At 62.9% G+C, this 23,831-nt stretch carries 21 protein-coding genes and 1 tRNA gene; 9 read left to right on the forward strand and 13 right to left on the reverse strand.

Annotation, left to right across the window (positions count from 1 at the left end; translation table 11 throughout):
* Window positions 1-28: 28 nt before the first annotated feature.
* Together ACCD05_RS13680 and ACCD05_RS13685 are read right to left on the reverse strand one after the other, a co-directional pair.
* Window positions 29-104, reverse strand: a tRNA-Ala gene (locus ACCD05_RS13680).
* A gap of 153 nt (window positions 105-257) precedes the next feature.
* Window positions 258-650, reverse strand: coding sequence for a TIGR02300 family protein (locus ACCD05_RS13685; protein WP_018899129.1), 393 nt, complete (start codon window positions 648-650; stop codon window positions 258-260).
* A 258-nt stretch (window positions 651-908) separates the two neighbouring features.
* Here ACCD05_RS13685 and ACCD05_RS13690 point away from each other — a divergent pair, with 258 nt between their 5' ends.
* The 3 genes from ACCD05_RS13690 (at window position 909) to rpsA (ending at window position 4,162) form a co-directional block, all read left to right on the forward strand.
* Window positions 909-1,568, forward strand: a complete 660-nt coding sequence (locus ACCD05_RS13690) for an FMN-binding negative transcriptional regulator (RefSeq protein ID WP_413393309.1) — start codon at window positions 909-911, stop codon at window positions 1,566-1,568.
* A gap of 74 nt (window positions 1,569-1,642) precedes the next feature.
* On the forward strand, window positions 1,643-2,293 hold the full coding sequence (cmk, locus tag ACCD05_RS13695; RefSeq protein WP_413393311.1) for a (d)CMP kinase: 651 nt from the start codon (window positions 1,643-1,645) through the stop codon (window positions 2,291-2,293).
* 168 nt (window positions 2,294-2,461) lie between these two features.
* The gene (gene rpsA, locus ACCD05_RS13700) at window positions 2,462-4,162 is read left to right on the forward strand and encodes a 30S ribosomal protein S1 (protein ID WP_018899132.1); all 1,701 of its coding nucleotides are present in this window, start codon (window positions 2,462-2,464) and stop codon (window positions 4,160-4,162) included.
* Between the two features lie 96 nt (window positions 4,163-4,258).
* Here rpsA and ACCD05_RS13705 read toward each other — a convergent pair whose 3' ends face one another.
* The 4 genes from ACCD05_RS13705 to ACCD05_RS13720 form a co-directional block, all read right to left on the reverse strand.
* Window positions 4,259-5,872, reverse strand: coding sequence for a hypothetical protein (locus ACCD05_RS13705; RefSeq protein WP_413393313.1), 1,614 nt, complete (start codon window positions 5,870-5,872; stop codon window positions 4,259-4,261).
* A gap of 229 nt (window positions 5,873-6,101) precedes the next feature.
* A complete protein-coding gene (locus ACCD05_RS13710; RefSeq protein ID WP_111563060.1) occupies window positions 6,102-6,728 on the reverse strand; it encodes a ribonuclease D in 627 nt (208 codons plus the stop codon).
* Window positions 6,729-6,821: 93 nt separating this feature from the next.
* The gene (locus tag ACCD05_RS13715; protein ID WP_413393315.1) at window positions 6,822-7,268 is read right to left on the reverse strand and encodes a PACE efflux transporter; all 447 of its coding nucleotides are present in this window, start codon (window positions 7,266-7,268) and stop codon (window positions 6,822-6,824) included.
* A 128-nt stretch (window positions 7,269-7,396) separates the two neighbouring features.
* On the reverse strand, window positions 7,397-7,606 hold the full coding sequence (locus ACCD05_RS13720; RefSeq protein ID WP_112944972.1) for a SlyX family protein: 210 nt from the start codon (window positions 7,604-7,606) through the stop codon (window positions 7,397-7,399).
* Window positions 7,607-7,799: 193 nt separating this feature from the next.
* Here ACCD05_RS13720 and uxaC point away from each other — a divergent pair, with 193 nt between their 5' ends.
* Both uxaC and ACCD05_RS13730 read left to right on the forward strand, forming a co-directional pair.
* The gene (gene uxaC / locus ACCD05_RS13725; protein WP_413393318.1) at window positions 7,800-9,215 is read left to right on the forward strand and encodes a glucuronate isomerase; all 1,416 of its coding nucleotides are present in this window, start codon (window positions 7,800-7,802) and stop codon (window positions 9,213-9,215) included.
* Window positions 9,212-10,666, forward strand: coding sequence for a mannitol dehydrogenase family protein (locus tag ACCD05_RS13730; RefSeq protein ID WP_413393320.1), 1,455 nt, complete (start codon window positions 9,212-9,214; stop codon window positions 10,664-10,666). The genes uxaC and ACCD05_RS13730 overlap by 4 nt, the downstream gene beginning before the upstream one ends.
* Window positions 10,667-10,685: 19 nt before the next feature.
* On the opposite strand, the gene ACCD05_RS13735 is transcribed toward ACCD05_RS13730, so the two are convergent.
* The 7 genes from ACCD05_RS13735 to ACCD05_RS13765 all read right to left on the reverse strand — a co-directional run bounded on the left by ACCD05_RS13735 (window position 10,686) and on the right by ACCD05_RS13765 (window position 19,432).
* Window positions 10,686-13,136: a GcvT family protein gene (locus ACCD05_RS13735; RefSeq protein ID WP_413393322.1), complete on the reverse strand. Its 2,451-nt coding sequence runs from the start codon at window positions 13,134-13,136 to the stop codon at window positions 10,686-10,688.
* A gap of 1 nt (window position 13,137) precedes the next feature.
* Window positions 13,138-14,007: a phosphotransferase gene (locus tag ACCD05_RS13740; protein WP_413393324.1), complete on the reverse strand. Its 870-nt coding sequence runs from the start codon at window positions 14,005-14,007 to the stop codon at window positions 13,138-13,140.
* 77 nt (window positions 14,008-14,084) lie between these two features.
* Window positions 14,085-15,164 carry a sn-glycerol-3-phosphate ABC transporter ATP-binding protein UgpC gene (locus ACCD05_RS13745; protein WP_112982922.1) on the reverse strand — a complete coding sequence of 360 codons (1,080 nt, stop codon included), beginning with the start codon at window positions 15,162-15,164 and terminating at the stop codon, window positions 14,085-14,087.
* 25 nt (window positions 15,165-15,189) lie between these two features.
* A complete protein-coding gene (locus ACCD05_RS13750; RefSeq protein ID WP_413393326.1) occupies window positions 15,190-16,263 on the reverse strand; it encodes a Gfo/Idh/MocA family protein in 1,074 nt (357 codons plus the stop codon).
* 37 nt (window positions 16,264-16,300) lie between these two features.
* A complete protein-coding gene (locus ACCD05_RS13755) occupies window positions 16,301-17,185 on the reverse strand; it encodes a carbohydrate ABC transporter permease (protein WP_111563069.1) in 885 nt (294 codons plus the stop codon).
* Window positions 17,178-18,140, reverse strand: coding sequence for a carbohydrate ABC transporter permease (locus tag ACCD05_RS13760; protein WP_026283119.1), 963 nt, complete (start codon window positions 18,138-18,140; stop codon window positions 17,178-17,180). Before ACCD05_RS13760 ends, ACCD05_RS13755 begins: the two co-directional genes overlap by 8 nt.
* Before the next feature lie 5 nt (window positions 18,141-18,145).
* On the reverse strand, window positions 18,146-19,432 hold the full coding sequence (locus ACCD05_RS13765; protein ID WP_413393328.1) for an ABC transporter substrate-binding protein: 1,287 nt from the start codon (window positions 19,430-19,432) through the stop codon (window positions 18,146-18,148).
* A gap of 201 nt (window positions 19,433-19,633) precedes the next feature.
* Here ACCD05_RS13765 and ACCD05_RS13770 point away from each other — a divergent pair, with 201 nt between their 5' ends.
* The 4 genes from ACCD05_RS13770 to ACCD05_RS13785 all read left to right on the forward strand — a co-directional run bounded on the left by ACCD05_RS13770 (window position 19,634) and on the right by ACCD05_RS13785 (window position 23,828).
* Complete coding sequence (locus ACCD05_RS13770; RefSeq protein WP_413393330.1) at window positions 19,634-20,302, forward strand: TetR family transcriptional regulator; 669 nt, start codon at window positions 19,634-19,636, stop codon at window positions 20,300-20,302.
* Between the two features lie 135 nt (window positions 20,303-20,437).
* Complete coding sequence (locus tag ACCD05_RS13775) at window positions 20,438-21,586, forward strand: Gfo/Idh/MocA family protein (RefSeq protein ID WP_112982925.1); 1,149 nt, start codon at window positions 20,438-20,440, stop codon at window positions 21,584-21,586.
* 77 nt (window positions 21,587-21,663) lie between these two features.
* A complete protein-coding gene (locus tag ACCD05_RS13780; RefSeq protein WP_413393333.1) occupies window positions 21,664-22,491 on the forward strand; it encodes a sugar phosphate isomerase/epimerase family protein in 828 nt (275 codons plus the stop codon).
* Between the two features lie 62 nt (window positions 22,492-22,553).
* Window positions 22,554-23,828, forward strand: coding sequence for a Gfo/Idh/MocA family protein (locus ACCD05_RS13785; protein WP_413393334.1), 1,275 nt, complete (start codon window positions 22,554-22,556; stop codon window positions 23,826-23,828).
* The last annotated feature ends 3 nt before the right edge of the window (window positions 23,829-23,831 follow it).

Consider the following 23,831-nt stretch of genomic DNA (forward strand, 5'->3'; position numbering starts at 1 on the left):
TCCATCGCTTAAATCTAAGAGAAAAATTTGGTGGAGCTAAGCGGGATCGAACCGCTGACCTCTTGCATGCCATGCAAGCGCTCTCCCAGCTGAGCTATAGCCCCATCAGGGTGGACCGGTTTGTGCCGGGCCTGGGATGCTTCGCGAAGCGCTTGTCCTCGGGAAGTGGCGGCTTAATACGTGCGGTTTTCGCAGATGGCAAGCCTAAAAAATCGGCCCGGTGAATTTTTCTCGCCCGGGCCGATCCTTGTTCGAAATCAGACGTCTTCTTCGTCGCCGGTCACGCCGATGATGTCGCTCATGTCGTCATCGTCGTCGTCTTCGTCGGCTTCCAGGAAGGTGTCGTCGTCATCATCGCCTTCGATTTCGACGTCGTCGTCGCCCATGTCAGGGATGTCGTCGCCGGATGCATCGCCGTCTGCGTCCTCGAGCGAGACCAGTTCGACTTCCGTGCTTTCGGTATCGACTTCGGCCACTTCTTCCTCTTCCTGCGCGGCTTCAGCAGCGGCTGCAGCCGAGCTTTCGACGAAGAAGGAGAGCGGGTAGGTCTTGCCCGTGTAAGGAGAAACGATCGGGTTCCGGTTCAGGTCGTAGAATTTCTTGCCGGTTTCCGGATCGGTACGCTTGGTTCCAAGTTCAGCTTTCGCCACTGTTGAGCCTCGTGATCGTGAGAATGGCCGAACCTGAGTTCGGCAAATGCCGTTGAAACCGGCGTTCTGTTCGGAATTTATAAGCCGGTCCCCATAATCGTTGCAGGCCGCCATGTCAAAGCCTAACTTCACGTGCCGCGACCGCAAGCGCCATGCGCCGCGCCGGATGACCGGGCCTTTGCTTTGTGCTAGTGAGCCGCGAATACTCGATGGGCAACGTGACGCCGGCAGGTTCCGGCGGCAAGACGGATGGGCGACATGTATCAGCCACCGCATTTCAGGGAAGACGATCTCGGCGTTCAGCACGCGCTGATCAGGGCGCATCCGCTCGGCCTTTTGATCACCACAGGCGCCTCCGGCCTGATGGCCAATTCCGTGCCCTTTCATCTCGATGCGACGGCATCCGAAAAGGGAACGCTTCGGCTGCATCTGGCCAAGGCCAATCCGCAATGGCGCGATCTCCAAGATGGCGCCGAGCTGCTCGCCGTCTTCCAGGGCGCCGACAGCTATGTCACGCCCTCCTGGTACGAGACCAAGCGCGAGACCGGCAAGGTGGTGCCGACCTGGAACTATGCGGTGGTGCAGGTGCGCGGCACCGCCCGCGTCATCGACGACGCCGATTGGCTCTTGGCGCAGATCACCGCGCTGACCACGCAACACGAGACGCCGCGTGAAAAGCCATGGGCCGTCAGCGATGCGCCGGACGCTTATGTGAAGGCGCAGATGAAGGGGATCGTCGGCGTTGAGATCGAGATCACCGCCATCGAGGGCAAGTGGAAGGTCAGCCAGAACCGGCCGGTCGCAGATCGCGAAGGGGTCGCGGCGGGGCTGGGTGAAACGGCAGGTCAGGACGAGATGACGGATCTCGTGCGCCGCTATGGCGGTTTGCCAGAAGCAGGCAAAGAAGCCGGCAAATAGAGTTGAGACACCGGCCGATCGATATCGGCCGACAGCAATGCCCTGAGAATATCGGGCTGGATAGAAAGACGAGCATGCCGACCAGTTCAGACCATTTTGTCATCGCCATCGATGGACCGGCCGCAGCCGGCAAGGGCACGCTGTCGCGCCGCATCGCCGAGACCTATGGCTTCCACCATCTCGACACCGGCCTGACCTATCGTGCCACCGCCAAGGCGCTGCTCGATGCCGGCTTGCCGCTGGATGACGAGCTAACGGCGGAAAAAATGGCCCGCGAGGTTGAACTCGCCGGCCTCGATCGCGATATCCTGTCGAAGCATGAGATCGGTGAAGCTGCCTCGAAGATCGCGGTGATGCCGTCGGTGCGCAGAGCGCTGGTCGAGGCGCAGCGCAAGTTTTCGGAGCGCACGCCGGGCACGGTGCTTGATGGGCGCGACATCGGAACGGTGGTCTGCCCGCAAGCACCGGTGAAGCTTTATGTGACGGCATCGGCTGAAGTGCGCGCAAGGCGCCGTTTCGACGAGATCAAGGCCAAGGGGATCGCCGCGGATTTCGAGGCGATTTTCGAAGACGTCAAGCGACGCGACGAACGCGACATGGGACGGGCCGACAGCCCTTTGAAACCAGCCGAAGACGCGCACTTGCTTGATACGTCGGAAATGAGTATAGAAGCCGCGTTTCAAGCTGCGAAATCGGTCATCGATGCCGCCTTGAACAGAAACTAGGATTTGAGGCGTTCCGCCAGGCTTTGCCCTGACCGCCTTGAACGACAGCCTGAAATTCCGTCCAAGCGCCGGATTGCCTTCGATGAGAGGGCGGACGGGGATCAGGCTCATTCAACACGAACCAACCGGCGCATACGTGTCCAAAGATTCGGACACGCAGGAGATTTCATGTCAGTAGCTACTCCCTCTCGCGAAGATTTCGCGGCCCTTCTGGAAGAATCCTTTGCCAAGAACGATCTGGCTGAAGGCTATGTAACCAAGGGTATCGTAACGGCAATCGAGAAGGACTCCGCCGTTGTCGACGTTGGCCTCAAGGTCGAAGGTCGCATTCTGCTCAAGGAATTCGGCGCCAAGGCCAAGGACGGCACGCTCAAGGTCGGCGACGAAGTCGAAGTTTACGTTGAGCGCATCGAAAACGCTCTCGGCGAAGCTGTTCTGTCGCGCGAAAAGGCTCGCCGCGAAGAGAGCTGGGTCAAGCTCGAAGCCAAGTTCGAAGCTGGTGAGCGCGTTGAAGGCGTTATCTTCAACCAGGTCAAGGGCGGCTTCACGGTTGACCTCGACGGTGCCATCGCCTTCCTGCCGCGTTCGCAGGTCGACATCCGTCCGATCCGCGACGTCACCCCGCTGATGCACAACCCGCAGCCCTTCGAAATCCTCAAGATGGACAAGCGTCGCGGCAACATCGTCGTATCGCGTCGTACGGTTCTGGAAGAATCCCGTGCCGAGCAGCGTTCTGAAATCGTTCAGAACCTCGAAGAAGGCCAGGTTGTTGACGGCGTCGTCAAGAACATCACCGATTACGGTGCGTTCGTTGACCTCGGCGGCATCGACGGCCTGCTGCACGTCACCGACATGGCATGGCGCCGTGTGAACCATCCGTCGGAAATCCTGTCCATTGGCCAGCAGGTCAAGGTTCAGATCATCCGCATCAACCAGGAAACCCACCGCATCTCGCTCGGCATGAAGCAGCTCGAGTCGGATCCGTGGGATGGTATCCAGGCCAAGTATCCGGAAGGCAAGAAGATCTCCGGTACCGTCACGAACATCACCGACTACGGTGCGTTCGTCGAGCTGGAGCCGGGCATCGAAGGCCTGATCCACATCTCGGAAATGTCCTGGACCAAGAAGAACGTACACCCCGGCAAGATCCTGTCCACGAGCCAGGAAGTCGAAGTCGTCGTTCTCGAAGTCGATCCGTCCAAGCGTCGTATTTCGCTCGGCCTCAAGCAGACCCTGGAAAACCCGTGGGCGGCATTCGCTCGCAACCATCCGGCCGGCACTGAAGTCGAAGGCGAAGTCAAGAACAAGACCGAATTCGGCCTGTTCATCGGCCTCGACGGCGATGTTGACGGCATGGTGCACCTCTCTGACCTCGACTGGAACCGTCCGGGCGAACAGGTCATCGAAGAATACAACAAGGGCGATGTCGTTAAGGCTGTCGTTCTCGATGTAGACGTCGAAAAGGAGCGCATCTCGCTCGGCATCAAGCAGCTCGGCAAGGACTCGGTCGGCGAAGCTGCCGCTTCCGGCGACCTGCGCAAGAACGCTGTTGTTTCGGCTGAAGTCATCGCCGTCAACGACGGTGGCATCGAAGTGAAGCTCGTAGACCACGAAGACATCACCTCGTTCATCCGCCGCGCTGACCTCGCTCGCGATCGCGACGACCAGCGTCCGGAGCGCTTCTCGGTTGGCCAGACGGTTGACGCTCGCGTCACCAACTTCTCGAAGAAGGACCGCAAGGTCATGCTTTCGATCAAGGCTCTGGAAATCGCTGAAGAGAAGGAAGCCGTTGCTCAGTTCGGTTCGTCCGACTCTGGCGCTTCGCTCGGCGACATCCTCGGCGCGGCTCTGAAGAACCGCGGCGAATAATCGCCAGCCTTCAAGGCTTGAAGAATAAGAGAACCCGCCGGAGCGATCCGGCGGGTTCTTTGTTTTCGGTCTCTTGGGAGCAGGTCGAAAGCTGGTCTATTCCCAGCCGACCATCCGCCGGTAGCGCGCATAGGCTTCATCGCTCGCCGGCGCCATCGGCAGGCCGGGACCCGGCAGCATCAGGATAGGCTCGCCCATCTCGTCGAGCATGGGTGCGGCGATTGCGGATTGCTGCGCGGCCATGAATGCAGCGTCGCCGCTGTCATCAGTAGCAAGCACCTGCTCCTCAAGCGTCTCTGCCTCGTCCGCGCCATCCTGTTCTGCGTCTTCGTTCTCGTCGCCCTGGTCGATATTGCCGTTGTGGTCCTCGCGGTTCATCTCGCGAGAACCGGCATCGTCGGTCTCGTCCTTGGCGAAGTCGTAGGGCTGCGGCGCATAGGGCACGCCCTCGATGACCTTCATCAGAACCGGCGCGTAGGTGGCGTCGATCATCTGCCGCGTTGCCGATGGCGTGTCGGTATCCGCCTGTGCCGGCTGCCGCGCGGCCACCTGTGCTGCCACGGCCTCCAGCGGCGAGGGGGCTCCCTGCGCTGTCATCGGCTTCGCGAGCCCGTTCGCCATCAGCATCTGCTCGGCGGGGCGTTTCAGATTGTCGGGGATGTCGGCGATCAGCGTGTCGTCGAGCAGGACGTCGATATCGACAGCCGGCTCGACGTCCGCCGCCTCGAGCAACGTCTCGATCGCCTGATCGCGGATGATGACCACGATCATGTCCGTCTCGTCCTTCGACAGGGAAGCCGGAATGCCGACCCAGTTCTTCGGGATGATCGGATCGGCCTTGGTGTCGCGCGTGCTTGTCGGCTCAGCCGCGACCTCGGTTGCTTCCGCTTCGGCCGGCGGAGCGGATGCTTCCGTAGCTACAGGCGCTTCCGCCGCTTCGTCGGTCGAAAGCGTGGCGCTTGCGGCGGTCACAGCAGCCTTCGGCTCTGCCCGCTCGGCGACAACCGCGACGGGCGCCTCTTCGGGCACAGCGGCCTGCGCGGTCGCGCCGCTATCGTGGCCGATTGCCCCGCTTGCCGGTGGTGTCGCCGCGTTCCTGGCCCCAGCGCTCTCGGACGCCACAGTCGCGGCGCGGGGTGCTGATGTGACCGTATCGCGATGCAGGCTGATCTCCGGCCGCTGTTCCGGGCGCGCCGGCGAACCGTCGTTCTGGCTATAGGATTTGAGAACGGCGCGCGTCGCGAGATCGCGATCTCGCGTGCCGATGGTTTCGAGATAGGCGGCGATGCGCGTCGCGGCGGGGCCGGCCGGGTTCTGCAGCGCTTCGGCAAGCAGCCGCAGCGGGATCGCGTGGCCCTGGGCCGCCAGCTGGCGCTCGATCACTTCGATCTTGGCGGCCGGCAGTTTCTGGATCGCGTCAGCAAGCCGCGCCGCGAAGACGAGGTCCGGTTCGTTATCGTCGCGCGGCTGGGAGAGCGCCTCTCCGGTGGCGGTCAGCACATTGAGCAGCGCCTCGACCATGCGGGCGCGAACGGCAAGCAGCAGGATGTTGAGCTTGGCGGTGGCGCCGGATGTCAGGTCCGGGCTCTCGACCTGGTTGACCGGCGCAACCGCGGTGACGCTGCGCACGATGTCACTGGCGCTCAGCGCCGAGGTGGAGCCTTGCGAGGGGAAGCTTGAGCTTGACGCTGCACGAACCGGAGACAACATGGCATGCTTCCTCTTTCGTAAAATGCGCTGAAGCAGGTTACAGGGGAGCCGCGTTCATCGGGCTGTTCGCATTCTCCGGCGGTTTCGCGTGCCTGGAGGACGCTGCATCGCGCCACGGAATGCTCAGAAGTTAATGAGCATCCTAGTGATTCACTGTTAACGAAGCACTAATCTTTCGGTGCGTGGCGGGACACTTAGGCCTTGCGTGGTGAGAAGCTGGCAAGCAATCTCAGCTATGCGCGAAAATATCCGTCTCGTCCCAGCCGAGCAGGTCGAGCTTGGCGCGGGTGGGCAGGAAGGCGAAGCAGGCAGTCGCATGCTCGAACCGCCCGTCGCGAATGAGGCGGTGGGTGAGCTTGTCGCGCAACGCATGCAGATAGAGAACATCAGACGCCGCATATTCGAGCTGCGCCTGCGACAGTGTCTCAGCACCCCAGTCGGAGGATTGCTGGGTCTTGGAGATATCGACCTCGAGCATCTCCTTGAGATTGTCCTTCAGCCCGTGCCGGTCGGTATAGGTGCGGCAGAGGCGCGAGGCGATCTTGGTGCAGAACACCGGCGTCGTCGTCACGCCGAAAGCATTGAAAAGCACGGCGATATCGAAACGGCCGTAGTGGAAGATCTTCTCGTGGGTCGGATCCGAAAGAAGCGCCACAAGGTTTGGCGCCTCCGTCTGGCCGGCCGCGATGCGGATCACGTCGGCCGAACCGTCGCCCGGCGAAAGCTGGACGACGCAGAGCCGGTCGCGGCGCGGTACGAGGCCGAGCGTTTCAGTATCGATCGCGATCGCGCCGGTATAGCGAGCTGCATCGGCGGCGGAAATGTCGCCTTCGTGGTAACGGATCGTCGCGGCCATGCTGTCGTCTTTCGCTGAGTAATGATGTTCTGGCGCTATATAGACCCGAAAGCGGCGATCGCAAACCACGCCATTTGGCGCGGGTGGCGCCGATCAGCCGCGCACGGCGTCCGGCGCCTTGCCCTGCCAGTCCGGCAGCGGGAAGATGCGGTCGTAGGCGAGGTTGAAGACGAAGGCGTAGACCAGATAGAAAAGCGCGAAGGACACGTCCATCATGAAGGCCTGCAGCAGGCTGACGCCAAGATACCAGGCAATCAGCGGCAAGAGCGCCACAAGCAGACCACCCTCGAACAGCACGGCATGCAGCACGCGTACGGCAAGGCTCTTCTTCGTGCCGCCAGTGAGGCGCTGCATCACATGGTCGAAGCCGAGATTATAGAGGTAGTTCCACGCCGTCGCCACCGTGGCGCTGGCAACGCCGACGACGCCGATATCGGCGATCGGCATGCCGAAGGCGAACGCGCCGAGCGGCGTGATGATGGCGAGACCAATGAGTTCAAAGCTGATGGCGTGGCGGATACGGTCGGAGACGGATCTCATGAAATGCCCCTATGGGAATATGCCGGGTCGTCCCGAGTTTAAGCCCATACGGCGGAGGTCGTCCTCACAAGCGCTTATATAAGGATCGGGACATCGAAGCGCAAGGCTGTGAGGAAAGGCTGTGACGATCAGTAGTGCGGCGGCCTTGTGATCGCCGGTGCTTCCAGCGCTTGTTCTTCAAGCGAAAGGAAGCGCTCGGTCAGACGGTCCAGCTTGGCGCGCGTCTGCTCGACCACCTTCCACTGTTCCGTCAGCTGGTCGGACAGTTCCTCGATCGTCTTGGCCTGATGGGCGACGGTTTCCTCGAGTTGGGTGATACGATCGGTCTGGTCAGACATCGGGCTCTCCTTGCCACGACCAGCCAGATGAACCGGTCATGTGATTGCGCTCTCCAAAGCGGAAATAGGCCGCAAGGTCAATCGTTTCGAGAGGGGCCGCCGCCGATTCACAAAGTGAACCGTTTGGTTACTAAAAGCCCTTGCCGCATCTTTTTTTGTGCGCTAGGCCGATAGGCACCAGGGAGGAATACAGATGGATATCGGCAATGGATTTTTGCATCCGGACCGGCTCTTTCCGGCCGATCCGGCAACGCGCAGCATAGCGCGCGAGCTTTACGAGAGCGTCAGCGGGCTCCCGATCGTCAGCCCGCACGGGCACACCGAACCCTCCTGGTTCGCCGACGACAAACCCTTCGAGGACGCCGCCTCGCTGCTCGTCATCCCCGATCACTATCTCTTCCGCATGCTGCACAGCGTCGGCGTCAAGCTCGACGATCTCGGCGTTCCCCGCCTCGATGGCAAGCCCGTTTCGTCCGGCCGCGACATCTGGCGCACCTTCGCCGCGCACTATCATCTCTTCCGCGGCACGCCGTCGAGCCTCTGGGTCGATCATGCCATGTCGGCCGTGCTCGGCTGCGAGGAGCCGCTGACATCAGGGAATGCCGATGCGCTCTACGATCACATCAACGCGCAGCTGGCGCTGCCGGAGTTCCGCCCCCGCGCGCTCCACAAGCGCTTCGGCATCGAGACGATCGCCACCACCGAGGGCGCGCTCGACCAACTGCCGCATCACCAGAAGATGGCAGAGGACGGCTGGATCGGCCGTGTTCGCACCACCTATCGCCCCGATAGCGTCACCGATCCCGATGCCGTCGGCTTCCGCGAAAATCTCGTGAAGCTCGGCGAGCTCACCGGTTGCGACGTCGCAAGCTGGGATGGGTTGATCGAAGCGCATCGCAAGCGTCGCGCCTATTTTCGCCAGTTCGGCGCCACCGCCACCGACCACGGCGTCCCCACCGCCTTCACCGCCGATCTCCCGCATTCCGACAAGCAGCGGCTGCTCGACCGGGCGCACAAGGGCACGCTCGAAGAAGGCGAGGCCGAGCTCTTCCGTGGCCAGATGCTGACCGAGATGGCCGGGCTTTCGGCGGAAGACGGCATGGTCATGCAGATCCACGCCGGCTCGCGCCGCAACACGGACCGCGAACTCTTCCAGACGCGCGGACCGAACATGGGCGCAGACATCCCGACGCCCACCGATTGGGTCGGCGGGTTGTCGGCACTTCTCGCGAAATACGGCCATGCGCCGGGTCTGCGCGTCCTGCTCTTCACGCTGGATGAAACCACCTATGCCCGCGAACTGGCGCCGATGGCCGGCCACTGGCCGTGCCTGATGATCGGCCCGCCATGGTGGTTCCACGACAGCCCGGCCGGCATCCGCCGCTATCTCGACCAGGTGGTCGAGACGGCCGGCTTTGCCAATATGGCCGGCTTCAACGACGACACCCGCGCGCTGCTCTCCATCCCCGCCCGCCACGATGTCTGGCGCCGCGAAGTCTGCGGCTTCCTGGCGACGCTGGCGGCCGAGCACCGGATCTCGCGCCAGGATGCGGCAATCGCCGCCGCCGATCTCTCCTACGGCAACGCCAAGAAGGCCTACAAGCTGTGACCGAACGACTGACGCGCCTCACCGGCCTCGCACATACAGCCAAGCTTCCCGCCTTCAATCGCGATGTGCTGAAGCCGGGCATCCTGCATCTCGGCCCCGGCGCTTTCTTCCGCGCCCATTTCGCGCCCTATACGGATGCGGCGCTGGCGCTTGGCGGCGGCGATTGGGGGATCGAGGTGGCGAGCCTTCGCACCGCCGATGTCGCCGATCACTTGAACGAGCAGAACGGCCTCTACACCATGCTGGTGCGCGACACGGAAGGCACGGTCGCGCATGTCATGGGCCCGATCCTGAAGGCGCATGTCGCGACCCGCAATCCCGACGAACTGCTGGCGCGGCTCGAAGACCCCGCCATCCGCATCGTCAGCCTGACGGTGACCGAAAAGGCCTATGGCTTCGATGCCGCCACCGGCGGTCTCGATCTCAAGCATGCCGATATCGCGGCCGACCTTCAAAACCGCCACGCCCCGCGCGGCGTCATAGGTTATCTCGTCGAGGGCCTCGCCCGCCGCCGCGCCAAGGGCGCAGCACCGTTCACCCCTCTCAGCTGCGACAACCTTCCGAGCAACGGCGCCGTCCTGAAGCGCCTCGTGCTCGATTTCGCCGGCCGTGTCGATCCCGAGCTCAAGGCCTGGATCGAAAGCAACGTCCCGTTCCCCTCGACCATGGTCGACCGCATCACGCCCGCCAGCACCGACGCCACCTATCGAGATGCCGAAACGCTCATCGGCCGCGTCGATCTTGTCGCGATCGAGACCGAGCCCTTCACGCAGTGGGTCATCGAGGACAGCTTCGCCAATGGCCGCCCGCAATGGGAAAAGGCCGGCGCGCTGATGGTCGAGGATGTCTCGGCCTATGAGAAGATGAAGCTGCGCATGCTGAACGGCGCGCATTCGCTACTCGCCTATCTCGGTTATATCGGCGGCTATGAATTCATTCGCGACGTGATGGACGACACCGGCCTCGCCGCCCTCGCGCGCCGCCACATGAACGCCGCCGCCGCCACGCTCGATCCGGTTCCCGGCATCGATCTGGAAGCCTATGCCGACGAATTGACAGCCCGCTTTGCAAACAAGGCGATCGCCCACCGCACCTACCAGATCGCCATGGACGGCACCCAGAAGTTGCCGCAGCGCCTGCTGGAGCCGGCGGTGGAAGCGCTCGCCGATGGCAGCAAGGCCGAAACCTACGCCATCGCCGTCGCCGCCTGGATGCGTTACGCGCTCGGCATCGACCGCAACGGCAAGGCCTACGAGCTCCGCGACCCGCGCGCTGCCGAGATCGCGGCATTGCTGGCGGACATCCCCCGCAACGGCGGCGCCGTCGCCGCCGCGCTGTTCACGCTGCCCGGGCTGTTTCCGGCGGCGCTGACGGAGAATCTCGCCTGGACCGAGGATGTGGCCAACAAGCTCGACATCCTCATCCAGGACAACAAGCTGCCGTTGTTCTGATCGGAGCGAGTGTAGGCGATCAGGCCTTCACCCGCGCCATCTCGGGATCATAGAGCGGCGTCAGCGACACCTTGCACGGAACCCGCACCCGAGCGACGTCGAGTTCATACCGGCCCGACAGCACGAAATCCTCGTTCACGCCCTCAGCGTTGCGCACATAGCCATAGCCGATCGGCTTGCCCACGGTGTAGCCGAAGCCGCCTGAGGAGAGCCAGCCGACGCGCTTGCCGTCGCGGTAGATGGTCTCGCGGCCGAGCAGCACCACGTCGGGATCATCAGGCACGAAGCAGGCGAGCATCTTCTTGACGCCCGAGGCCAGCTGCCGCTCGATCGCCTCGCGGCCACGAAACGGCGTGGTCTTCTTCGTCTTCACCGCCCACCCGAGCCCGGCCTCGATCGGCGTATGGTCGGGCCCGATATCCGAGCCCCAGGCGCGATAGCCCTTTTCCAGTCGGCAGCTCTCGATCGCGCGATAGCCGGCGTTGACGAGATGCAGCGGAGCACCCGCCGCCATCAGCGCGTCGTAGACGGTCGTGGCGTATTCGATCGGCACATGCAGCTCATAGCCGAGCTCGCCGACATAGGTGATGCGCAGCGCCCTGACCGGGCAGCCGGCGATGCCGATGGTTTTCACGCGGCCGAAGGGGAAGGCGGCGTTGGAGACGTCGCTGCTTGTCACCTTCTCCAGCACCGCGCGTGCATTTGGCCCCATCAGCGCCAAGACCGAATAGGCCGAGGTCACATCGACCAGTTCGGCATGCAGGTCGTCAGGAATATTGCGGGCTATCCAGTCGAAGTCGTGAGTCGCGAAGCCCGTGCCGGTGACGATGTAATACTCGTCCTCGGCGATGCGCGCGCAGGTGAGATCGCACTCGATGCCGCCCTTGTCGTTCAGCATCTGCGTGTAGACGAGCGAGCCCACCGGCTTGGCCACATCGTTCGCGGCGATCCAGGACAGTGCTTTTTCCGCGTCGCGGCCCTTCAGCGTGAACTTGGCGAACGAGGTCTGGTCGAAGATCACCGCCGCCTCGCGCACCGCTTTGTGCTCGCGGCCCACCGCCTCGAACCAGTTCTGCCTCTCGTAGCTGTAGACGTCCTTCGGTTCCTCGTTGGCGAAGAGATCGGCGAACCAGTTCGGCCGCTCCCAGCCGAGCTTTTCGCCGAAGCATGCGCCTTGCGCCTTCAGCCGGTCGTAGAGCGGCGATTTGCGGCAGGGGCGGCCGCTGGAATATTCCTCGAAGGGGAAGGCCAGCGTGTAGTGCTTGCCATAGGCCTCCAGCGTGCGGGTGCGCACCCAGTCGGTGTCGAAATGCGGGCGGCCGAAGCGGCGGATATCGACCGGCCAGAGATCGTAGGGCGGCTCGCCCTTGGAGACCCACTCCGCCAGCGCCATCCCCGCGCCGCCGGCTGATGCGATGCCGAACGCGTTGAAGCCGGCGCCGACGAAGAAGTTCTTGAGCTCCGGCGCTTCGCCTAAAATGAAGTTGCCGTCAGGCGTAAAGCTCTCCGGCCCGTTCAACAGCTGCTTGACGCCGACATTTTCGAGATCAGGCACGCGGCCGAGCGCCTGCTCCATGATCTGCTCGAAATGATCGAAATTGCTGTCGAGCAGCGTGTAGTGGAAGCCCTCGGGAATGCCCGATGTCGCCCAGGGAATCGGGTTCGGCTCGTAGCCGCCCATCACGATGCCGCCCACCTCTTCCTTGTAATAGGTCAGCCGGTCGGGGTCGCGCAGCGTCGGCAGGTTGGAGGGCACGCCGAAGGATTCGGTGATGATGTACTGGTGCTCGACCGAGACCAGCGGCACGTTGACGCCGAAGCGCGCCGCGAAATTGCGCGTCCATTGCCCGGCGCAAACGACGACGCGCTCGCATTCGATGCGGCCTTGCTCGGTGATGACGGCGCGGATGCGTCCCTTGTCGATCTCGAGGTCGATCACCTCGGTATCCTCGAAGATCGAGACGCCGGCCATGCGCGCGCCCTTGGCGAGCGCCTGCGTGATGTCGGAAGGATTGGCCTGGCCGTCGGTCGGGAGATAAGCGGCGCCGATCAGGTCGTCTGTTGTCATCAGTGGCCAGAGGTCGAAGGCTTCCTGTGGTGTCAGAAGCTGCATGTCGAGCCCGAAGGATTGCGCCGTGGTCGCCTGCCGCTTGACCTCCGTCCAGCGCTCTTCGTTGCAGGCAAGCCGCAGGCCGCCATTCATCTTCCAGCCGGTGCCGAGCCCGGTCTCGGCCTCCAGCCGTTTGTAGAGATCGACGGAATAGCCGAGCAGCTGGGTGATGTTGGCGCTGGTCCTGAGCTGGCCGACGAGGCCGGCGGCATGGAAGGTGGTGCCCGAGGTCAGCTTCTTGCGTTCCAACAGCACGGTATCGGTCAAGCCGAGCTTGCCGAGATGATAGGCCGTCGAGCAGCCGATGATGCCGCCGCCGATGACGACAACCTTGGCGGTTCTGGGCAATTCCTTCGTCATGTCATTGATCCTGTTCGGCATAGGCGCGCTCGAAGCGCGCACGGTTTTCGGCGGTATAGGCGGCGTAGTCGAAGTCGATGGTCGAGTGGATTTCCGACACCATGCTCCACAGCATCTCGCGCAAGAGAGAGGCGCATTTCATCGCCTGGTAGCGTCGCCAGAGATCCGGCGTCAGCGGCGCCTGGTAATAGGCCTCCAGCATTGCCCGCTCCGCATCCTCGGAAAACTCGTTGTTGGAGGCGAGCCCGCCGAGATCGAAGAGCGGCGTGTTGAAGCCGGCATAGTCCCAGTCGATCAACCAGAGCCTTTTGCCGTCGTCGAGAAAATTGGCCGCCAGCATGTCGTTATGGCCGAAGGCGATCTCGAACGGCCCGGCCGCCTGCTCCAGCCGCTCCGCCTTCATAAGGAGATCGGAAAACAGCTGACGATACGGGCTGCCGGCGGCATCGAGCGTGGCGATATAGTCGCGCACCACGTGAAACACCCAGAATATCGTGGCCGTGCCGCGAAATTCGCGTGCGATATCGTGGTGGCAGGCGCGCACCAGCGGGATCACGCGCTCCAGCGTCTTGGCGTCACGCAAATCCTCCGGCGTCAGCGCTCGTGACTCGACATAATCGAGCACCAGCACGCCCGGCGCATGGTGGATCACCGCAGGCGATAGCCCGGCCGCATGCGCCGCCTTGCTCGCCGCCAGTTCGTTCGATCGGCTGATGTGGTGGACGGGGATGTCGTCACCCAGCCGCACGACTCGCTTCAGCGCGCCGTCGCGGACCAGATAGTTGCGGTTGGTGATGCCTCCCGTGATCGCCGAAATATCGATCGGACCATTCCATATGCCAAGCGCATGTATACGGTCTTCAGGCGTCACGCTGTCCCCCTCGCGGCCTATCCTATTGAAATCTTGGCCAGAGCGGGCTGTGCTGTCAAGCGTGGTAAATGGCCAGGCTAAATGGTGCTGCCCGCGCCGTCGAAGACATGACAGCGCGCCGGGTCGAAATAGGCGGTAACGTTGGCTCCGCGCTCCACCTTCTGCTGCCCGTCGAGCGCGATCGTCAGCTGCTGCTTGTCCGGCGTCGTCGTGTAGAGCATCGTCGCGCCGCCGAGGTTTTCCAGAAGGTCGATGTTCACGGAAGACAGCGCGATGCCGCCCTTGTCGATCAGCGAAAGATGCTCGGGGCGGATACCGAAGGTCACACTTTCTCCCGCCTGCGCGGTCACGCGGCGCGGCAGCCGCACGCTGTTGCCGCAGACGTTGATCGTTGTCTCGTTGCCGCCGACGCTTTCGATCTTGCCCTGCAGGAAGTTCATCTTCGGGCTGCCGATGAAGCCGGCGACGAAGCGGTTGGCGGGGTTGTTGTAGAGGTCGAGCGGCGCGCCCACCTGCTCGATGCGGCCGGAGTTCAGCACCACGATCTTGTCGGCCATGGTCATGGCTTCCACCTGGTCGTGGGTCACGTAGATCATCGTATTCCCCAGGCTGCGGTGCAGTCGCGAAATCTCGACGCGCATCTGTACGCGGAGTTCCGCGTCGAGATTGGAGAGCGGCTCGTCGAATAGGAAGATGCGCGGCTCGCGCACGATGGCGCGGCCGATCGCGACGCGCTGCCGCTGCCCGCCCGAAAGCGCCTTCGGCTTGCGCTGCAACAGCTTCTCGATCTGCAGGATCTGTGCTGCCCGCTGCACTTTCGGCTCGATGTCGGCCTTCTTGTAGCCCGCCGTCTCCAGCCCGAAGGCGAGGTTCTTGTAGACGGACATGTGCGGATAGAGCGCGTAGGACTGGAACACCATCGCGATGCCGCGCTTGGCCGGCGCCACCTCGTTCATCCGCTCATTGTCGAGCATCAGCGCGCCGCCGGAGATTTCCTCCAGTCCGGCGATCATCCGAAGCAGCGTGGACTTGCCGCAGCCGGACGGGCCGACGAAGACGACGAATTCGCCGGGATCGATCGCCAGATCGATGCCGTGGATGACGTCAAGCGCGCCATAGCGTTTCTCGACCTTCTGAAGAACGACGCTTGTTGCCATCTCTTGGGTTTCCTTATCTGGTCCGTTACCGGGTTCTTGCGCGCCAGTCGGCGTATTTCGGGCTGTCGGGTCCGACGGGCAAGGCGATGTCCTGGCCGCTGTCCGACGATTGATAGATGGCGGTCACGAGCTCCAGCGCCCGCCGCGCATCCTCAGTGCTCACGGGCAGCGGCCCGTTGCCTTCGAGATGGGCGTGGAAATGCGCCATCTGCGTGGTGAAGCGCGGCGCCACCGGTTGCCAGTCGCCGATCACGGCGTCGATCCGGCGTTGCACCCCTTCATTGGCGGCAAGGATCGTCCATGGGTCTTTGCCCGGCGAATAGGCCTCGTGGTTGCTCTCGAAGGTGACGTTCTCGAAATGTAGCCTGAGCCGGCTGATTTCCTGCTGCGAGCCGAGCGTGCAGGAGAGCGAGACGAAGGCGCCGTTTTCCATCTGCAGGCTCGCCGAGGCGCAGTCCTCGACCTCGATGTCGTTGACGCGGGTCGCGACACGGCCGAAGACGCGTGTCGCCGGTCCCATCAAGTGCAGCAGCATGTCGTGCAGGTGCAGCGCATGCGTCACCAGCACGCCGCCGAGCTCGGTTGCCCATTTGCCGCGCCAGGGCACGGCGTAATAGGCGGGCGTGCGCAGCCAGAAGGTCTCGACCGAGCCCATGTAGGGCTTGCCCGCGATCCCCGCCTCGATGATCCGCTTGGCCTTCTCCACGCCGTCGCCGTAGCGATACTGGAAGATCGGCATCAGCACGCCCTTGGCGGTCTTTTCTACGCGCATGATCTCGTCGACGCCTGATAGCGATCCGGTGAGCGGCTTCTCGCAGATCACGTGCTTGCCCGCCTGAAGGGCCGCCACCACCTGCTCGAGATGGATGCCCGGCGGTGTGCAGATGTCGATGATGTCGATGCTCTCGTCGGCGAGAACCTCGGCAAACGAGGTGGTGCGACCGATGATCCTGAACTCGTCGGCCACCTCGGCAAGGCGTGCTTCGTTGAGGTCGCAGAGAATGGCTACCTCGAACTTGTCGGGATGCGGCAGGTAGCCTTCGACGATATGCGAGCGGCCGATACCGCAGCCGATGATCGCAACTCTCTTTATGCTCATGGGGCAGGTCTCTTTGGCATGTTCATTGCGGCCGGTCTCAACGCTTCATGCCCGTCGTGGCGATGCCGTCGATCAAGAGCCGCTGGAAGAACAGAAAGAAGAAGAACACAGGCACCAGCGTCAGCGTCGACATGGCGAACAGCCCGCCCCAGTCCGATGTACTGCTCGAATCGACGAAGGTGCGCAGGCCGAGCTGGATCGTGTAGGTATCCATGTCGTTGAGGTAGATCAGTGGCCCGAAGAAGTCGTCCCAGGTCCAGATGAAGGAGAAGATCGCCGCCGTCGCCAGCACCGGCAGCGAGAGCGGCAGCATGATCTTCCAGTAGATCCGCCAGGCGCTGCAGCCGTCCATCATCGCCGCCTCGTCGAGCTCGCGCGGAATGCCGCGGAAGAACTGCACCATCAGGAAGATGAAGAAGGCGTCGCTGGCGAGAAACTTAGGCACGACCAGCGGCAGGATGGTGTTCACCCAGCCGAGGTTGAGAAACAGCACATATTGCGGGATCAGCGTCACGTGATAGGGGATCATCAGCGTGCCGAGCATGATCGCGAACCAGAAGTTCCGCCCGGCAAAGCGCAGCCGCGCGAAGGCATAGGCCGCCAGCGAACAGGCGACCACATTGCCGGTGACCGTCAGAAGCGAAATCACCAGCGAGTTCCAGAAGAAACGCCCGAAGGTGATGTCGAGCCCGCTCCAGCCGCGCACGTAGGATGTGAAGTCGATCGACGACGGGATGAGCGAGGTCGACGAGAAGATCTCGTTTTCCGGCCGCACCGAGGCCGACACCATCCACAAGAGCGGATAGAGCATCAGCAGCGAGGCCAAGATCAGCAGCGTGTGAACGACGATCGAGGCCGGCAGGCTGCGCTTGGTGATGTCGGATGGCGGCGCGGCGACCGCGGATGTGATCCCGTTAGTCATCGTAATGCACCCAGTAGCGTGAGGACAGGAACGAGAAGGCGGTGAACACGGCGATGATCAGCACCAGGATCCATGCAAGAGCGGAAGCATAGCCCATGCGGAAGTTCCCGAACGCCTCCTGATAGAGATAGAGCGTGTAGAATAGCGTCGAATTGATCGGCCCGCCCGACCCGCCGGAGATGATGAAGGCCGGCGTGAACGCCTTGAAGGCGTCGATCGTCTGCACCACGGCGTTGAAGAAGATGACGGGCGTCAGCAGCGGCAGGGTGATCTTGTAGAACTGCCGAAACTTCGAGGCCCCGTCGAGGCTCGCCGCCTCGTACATGTCGGTTGGGATCTGGCGGAGCCCAGCGAGGAAGATGATCATCGGCGAACCAAACTGCCAGACGCTGAGCGCCACGAGCGTGTAGATCGAGTAGCTCGGATGCGAGATCCAGCTCGGGCCCTGGATGCCGATATGCGAGAGCGCGGCGTTGACCAGGCCGTCACCGGCAAAGAGCTGCCGCCAGAGCACGGCGATCGCCACGCTGCCGCCAAGCAGCGATGGGAGATAGAAGACGGCGCGGTAGAAGGTCAGCCCCCGCACCCCCTTGTTGAGCGCCATCGCCACCAAGAGCGCGAAGATCAGCTTGAACGGCACCGACAGCACGACATAGGTCAGCGTCACTTTCATCGCCGCCGCGAACTTCGGGTCCGCGGTGGTGATGCGCACATAGTTTGCCGCCCCCACCCATTCCGGCGAGCGGATCATGTCGAAATCCGTGAACGACAGGTAGAGCGACACCAGCGCCGGCCCGAGCGTCAGCCCCAGGAAGCCGAGCAGCCATGGAAGAAGAAAGAGATATCCAGGTCCGTTGGCGGCAAGGAGGCGTCGCCAACGGCTGTCGGCGACCACTCCCTGATACTGCTCCGCCGTCGCGGCCCGGTCAGCCGTCGCGCGCATCGCATTGCTCATGTCGGTCAACCCCGCGCGAGAAGGCGCGTGATCTCGTCGACAAGCTGTTTGCCGGCATCGGCTGGCGTGACCTGGCCGAAGGCGACCTGCTCGGCAAGCTGGCGCAGAACGGTCTGGCCTTCGCCGGCGCCTGAAGGCGGCGGCGGCGGCAACGGCCCGGCGAGATCGCCGAGATTGGCCACATAGTTAAGCGGGATCTTGCCGACATCGTCGAGCATGCCGGCCACGACATCACGCATCGCCTTCGATTCCGGGATGCCGCGCTCGACGTCGAGCACCTTGGCGGCATCAGGATCCTTGACGAAGAAGTTGACGTAGTCGACGGCCTGTTCGAGCGCCTTGGACTGCGCAGAGACCGAGAAGAACATCGACGGCTTGCGGTAGTGGCCGCCCTTCGAGTCCGCCTTGATCAGGGGGTAGTTGTTGAGCGTCAGCTTGTCCTTGACCACGGCCTGGAAGCCGACGAACTGGTTGCTGTGCGCATAGTCGATCGCGGCCTTGCCGAGCGTCAGCGGCGCGGTGTCGATCGTGTCCTTGTAGAGTGCCTGCACATCGGGCGGCACGCAGGCTTGCGCCTCGCGGAACTTGGCCCACATGTCGAACCATTCGGATGCATCGTCGGCGCCGAAGGCGATCTTCGAATCCGCCGTGTAGAGCGCCTTGCCACGCTGACGCACGTAGTTTTCGAAGAGCGGCTCCGCGCCGCTGCCGTCGGCAAAGCCGAAGAAGCCCTTGCGCTTGCCGGCCTTGGTGATCTCGGCGCCCATCTTGCCGAGCTCTTCCCAGGTCGTCTTGTTGGTCGGCATCTCGACGCCGGCTTCCTGCAGCGCCACCGTGTTGACGACGGTTGCGGCCGAGTTGGCGCCGAGGCTGACGCCGTAAAGATGGCCGTCGACCTTGCCGCCCTCGATCTGCGCCGGATCGAAATCGTCGAGATTGAGCTTCGACGGCATGTAGGATTCAAGCGGGGCAAGCGCGCCGCGCCGCGCATATTCGACGATATAGCGGTAATCCATCTGGATCACGTCGGGCGCGTTTCGACCGGCGACCTGGGTCGCCAGGCGCGGCCAGTAGTCGCTCCAGCCCAGGAACTCGCCGGTGATCGACGTCCCTGAATTCTTGGCCTTGTAGAGATCCGAAACCTTGTTGGTGCGGTCGGCGCGCGGCTGCGAACCCCACCACAAGAGCCGTAGCCGGGCATCGGCGGCAAAAGCCCCTGGACCCAGTGCGGACAGCGAAAGAAGCGTGGCTCCTCCCGCAACGAAATTGCGTCTGCTCACACGAAACGTCATCTGTTTTTCCTCCTCCCTTGGGGAGCGCCTCCACACGCTCCCGGCTGGTTTCTCTTGCAACAAATAACTATTTGGTTACAAGCTATGAAGAAGCACCGGGACTGTCAAGCGACATGTGGCGGCGGGATCGTCAGGCTTGGTTTTTTACAATTTGTTCATAAACAACTATGAGCGCGAGGTTTAAAGGAAAGGGTAGTGGGGATGGATGGCAGTGGAGAGAAGAAACCGGCCAAGCGGCGTTCACAAGAGCGCGTCCTGCAGCGCGATCCCGAGCGAACGCGCGCCGCCATTCTCGAAGCCGCGACCCGGGAATTCGCTGAAAACGGCATGGGCGGCGCCCGCGTCGATGCCATCGCCGAGCGCGCCGGTACCAACAAGCGCATGCTCTATCACTACTTCGGCGACAAGGAGCAGCTCTATCTGCATGTGCTGGAGGAAGCCTATGTCGGCATCCGCACCGCCGAGCGCGAACTGCACATCGGCGACCGCAGCCCGGAGGAGGGGATCGCCGAGCTCGCGCTCTTCACCTGGCGCTATTTCCTGAGACACCCCGAATTCCTGAGTCTGCTCGGTACCGAAAACCTGCACCGCGCCCGCTGGCTGCGCCAGTCGGTGCGGCTGAAGGAGCTGCATTCGCATCTGATCGTCGAACTGACCGAGGTGCTCGATCGCGGCAAGAAGACGGGCGTCTTCATCGACGCCGCCGATCCGCTGAACGTCTATCTGACCATCGCCTCGCTCGGCTATTTCTACATTTCCAACCAGTACACGCTCTCGACCATCTTCGGCCGCGACCTTGCGGAGAAGGGCAATCTCGACGCCTGGGAGCGCCACATCGTCCACGTCACGCTTGCCTCGATCACAGCCTGATCGCTGAAATTTAGCCCCGGCTATTGACAGCGCCGCTTCTCCTCTGCCATCAAGTAACTGTTTGGTTACTGGCCGGGAGGAGCCGCGCGGCATCGCGCGTCCGGCATTGCAACGCAGTTTTGCAGGGAGGCAGACATGGCACGTCTAGGAATAATTCTGCACGGCGTAACGGGCCGCATGGGCTACAATCAGCACCTCGTCCGCTCGATATTGGCGATCCGCGATCAGGGTGGCCTGACGTTGAAATCAGGCGAGAAGTTGGAAATCGACCCCATCATCGTCGGCCGCAACGCCGCCAAGATGGAGGAGCTGGCGAAGCGCCACGGCATCAAGCGCTGGTCGACCGATCTCGACGCGGCCCTCAAGAATCCCGACGACCAGATATTCTTCGACGCCGGCACCACGCTGATGCGCGCCGAGCTTTTGTCGCGGGCGCTCGACGCCGGCAAGCACGTCTATTGCGAAAAGCCGATCTCGGATGATCTCGAAGTCGCCATCGCGCTCGCCCGCAAGGCGCGAGCCTCGGGGCTCAAGCATGGCGTCGTGCAGGACAAGCTCTTCTTGCCCGGCCTGCGCAAGCTGGCGCTGCTGCGCGATAGCGGTTTCTTCGGCAAGATCCTCTCCGTCCGCGGCGAGTTCGGCTACTGGGTCTTCGAGGGCGATTGGGGCGTGCCGGCGCAGCGCCCGTCCTGGAACTACCGCAAGGCCGATGGCGGCGGCATCATTCTCGACATGCTCTGCCACTGGCGCTACGTGCTCGACAATCTCTTCGGCGAGGTCAAATCGGTCTCCTGCCTCGGCGCCACCCATATCGGCACCCGCGTCGATGAACAGGGCAAGCCCTATCATTGCGACACCGATGACGCCGCCTATGCCACCTTCGAGCTCGAAGGCGGGGCGATCGCCCATATCAATTCGTCCTGGGCGGTGCGCGTGCGCCGCGACGATCTCGTCACCTTCCAGGTTGATGGCACCCACGGTTCGGCCGTCGCCGGGTTGACGAAATGCTGGACCCAGCATCGCGTCAACACGCCCAAGCCTGTCTGGAACCCCGACCAGCCGCAGACGATCGATTTCTACAAGACCTGGGACGAGGTGCCCGACACGCAGGCCTTCGACAACGGCTTCAAGGTGCAGTGGGAGATGTTCCTGCGCCATGTCGCCGAGGATGCGCCCTGGCCTTACGGTCTGGAGGCCGGCGCCAAGGGCGTGCAGCTTGCCGAACTCGGGTTGAAATCCTGGGCCGAGCGCCGCTGGCTCGATGTGCCCGCGCTGGAGTTCTGAGCCATGCCTGATATAGCGCGCTATGTACTCATGGTGATCGCGCCTGTTGCCCCGCATGAAAGCGGGGCACGGCAAACATGGTAGTCGATCTCTCCATCAACCTCGCGACCATTCGCGAGCAATGTGGCTTCGCCGAAGCGGTCGATCTCTGCCTGAAGCACGGCATCACCTCGATCGCGCCCTGGCGCGATCAGATCGCCAAGGTCGGGCTCGACGAGGCGGTGCGCATCGTCCGCCAGAACGGCATCAAGCTCACCGGCCTTTGCCGCGGCGGCTTCTTTCCGGCAGCCACGGCGGCGGACCGCCAATCCGCGATCGACGACAACAAGCGCGCCGTCGATGAGGCAGCCGCTCTGGGCGCCGATTGCCTGGTGCTTGTGGTCGGCGGGCTCGCCGGCGGCTCGAAGAATATCGATGAAGCGCGCAACATGGTGGCGGACGGCATCGCCGCAACGCTGCCGCATGCCCGCGCCGCCGGCGTACCGCTGGCGATCGAGCCGCTGCATCCGATGTATGCCGCCGACCGCTCCTGCGTGAACACGCTCGGCCAGGCGCTCGACATGTGCGAGACGCTGGGCGAGGGGGTGGGCGTTGCGATCGACGTCTACCATGTCTGGTGGGACCCCGATCTGGCGCGCCAGATCGCCCGCGCGGGTCAGCTGAAGCGCATTCTCGCGCACCACATCTGCGATTGGCTGGTCCCGACGCGGGATATGCTGACCGATCGCGGCATGATGGGCGATGGCGTCATCGACCTGAAGGGCATAAGACGGATGGTGGAGGGCGCGGGGTTTCATGGCGCGCAGGAGGTCGAGATATTCTCGGCGGAGAACTGGTGGAAACGCCCGGCCGACGAGGTGATCCGCACCTGCGTCGAGCGTTTTCATGACTGCTGCCGGATCTGAGCCGGCAAAGACCGGGATCAAAACAACACATTCGTTTCCGCACTCATGAGGAGGATCATTCGATGGAGAAACGCCGCTTCGCACTGATAGGCACCGGAAATCGCGGAACGACCATGTGGGGAAAGGAGTTGCTGGCCGGCTGGCGCGAGCATGTGGATCTGGTGGCGATCGTCGACACCAATTCGCTGCGCGCCGAACGCGCCCGCACCATGATCGGCAGCAACGCCCCGATCTACGAGAATATCGACGCCATGCTCGCCGAGCATGAGGTCGACATGGTCATCGTCTGCACGCCCGATTATACCCATGACGACATCGTCGTGCGCGCGCTCGAAGCCGGTATCGACGTCATCACCGAAAAGCCGATGACGACAGCTGTCGACAAGATTCGCCGCATCCTCGATGCCGAAAAGCGCAGCGGCAAGCGCGTAGACGTCTCCTTCAACTACCGCTACGCGCCGACGGCCGCCAAGATCAAGGAGCTGCTCTCCTCGGGCGAGATCGGCCGCGTCACCTCCGTCGATTTCCACTGGTACCTAGACACCAAGCACGGCGCCGACTACTTCCGCCGCTGGCACGCCTATACGGAAAATTCCGGCAGCCTCTTCGTCCACAAGGCCACCCACCACTTCGATCTGCTGAACTGGTATCTCGACAGCGACCCCGAGGCTGTCACCTCTTTCGCCGACCTGCAGAATTACGGCCGCAAGGGCCCCTTCCGCGGCCCGCGCTGCAAGCTCTGTCCGCACACGGGGGAGTGCGATTATTACCTCGATCTCGAGGCCGATCCCTTCCTCGACGCGCTCTATGAAGACCCCTCCGAGATCGACGGCTATTTCCGCGATGGCTGTGTCTATCGCGAAGATATCGATATCCCCGACACCATGGTCGTCAGCCTGCGCTACAGGAACAACGTCCACGTCTCCTATTCGCTGAACACCTTCCAGCCGATCGAAGGCCACCACATCGCCTTCAACGGCACAGAGGGGCGCATAGAGTTGCGCCAGTTCGAAAAACAGCCTTGGGAAACGCCGGATGAGGATACGATCCTCCTGATCCGCAACTTTCCGAAGGGCAGGGAGCCGGTCGAGCGCATCGTCGTGCCGCATTTCTCCGGCGGCCATTACGGCGGCGATGATCGCATGCGCAACATGATCTTCAAGCCTGGCATGGAAGACCACCTCGGCCAGCGCGCCGGCACCCGCGCCGGCGCCATGTCGGTGCTGACGGGGATCGCCGCGCTGTCGAGCGCGCGCAGCGGCAAGGTCGTGAAGATCGCCGATCTGATGCCGGAGCTTACGGGCGGCGATGCGAGCCCGGGCCTGAAAGCGGGTTGATGC

Origin of the sequence: Rhizobium sp. Rhizsp42, from assembly GCF_047304155.1 — a bacterium.
Taxonomy (GTDB): Bacteria; Pseudomonadota; Alphaproteobacteria; order Rhizobiales; family Rhizobiaceae; genus Rhizobium.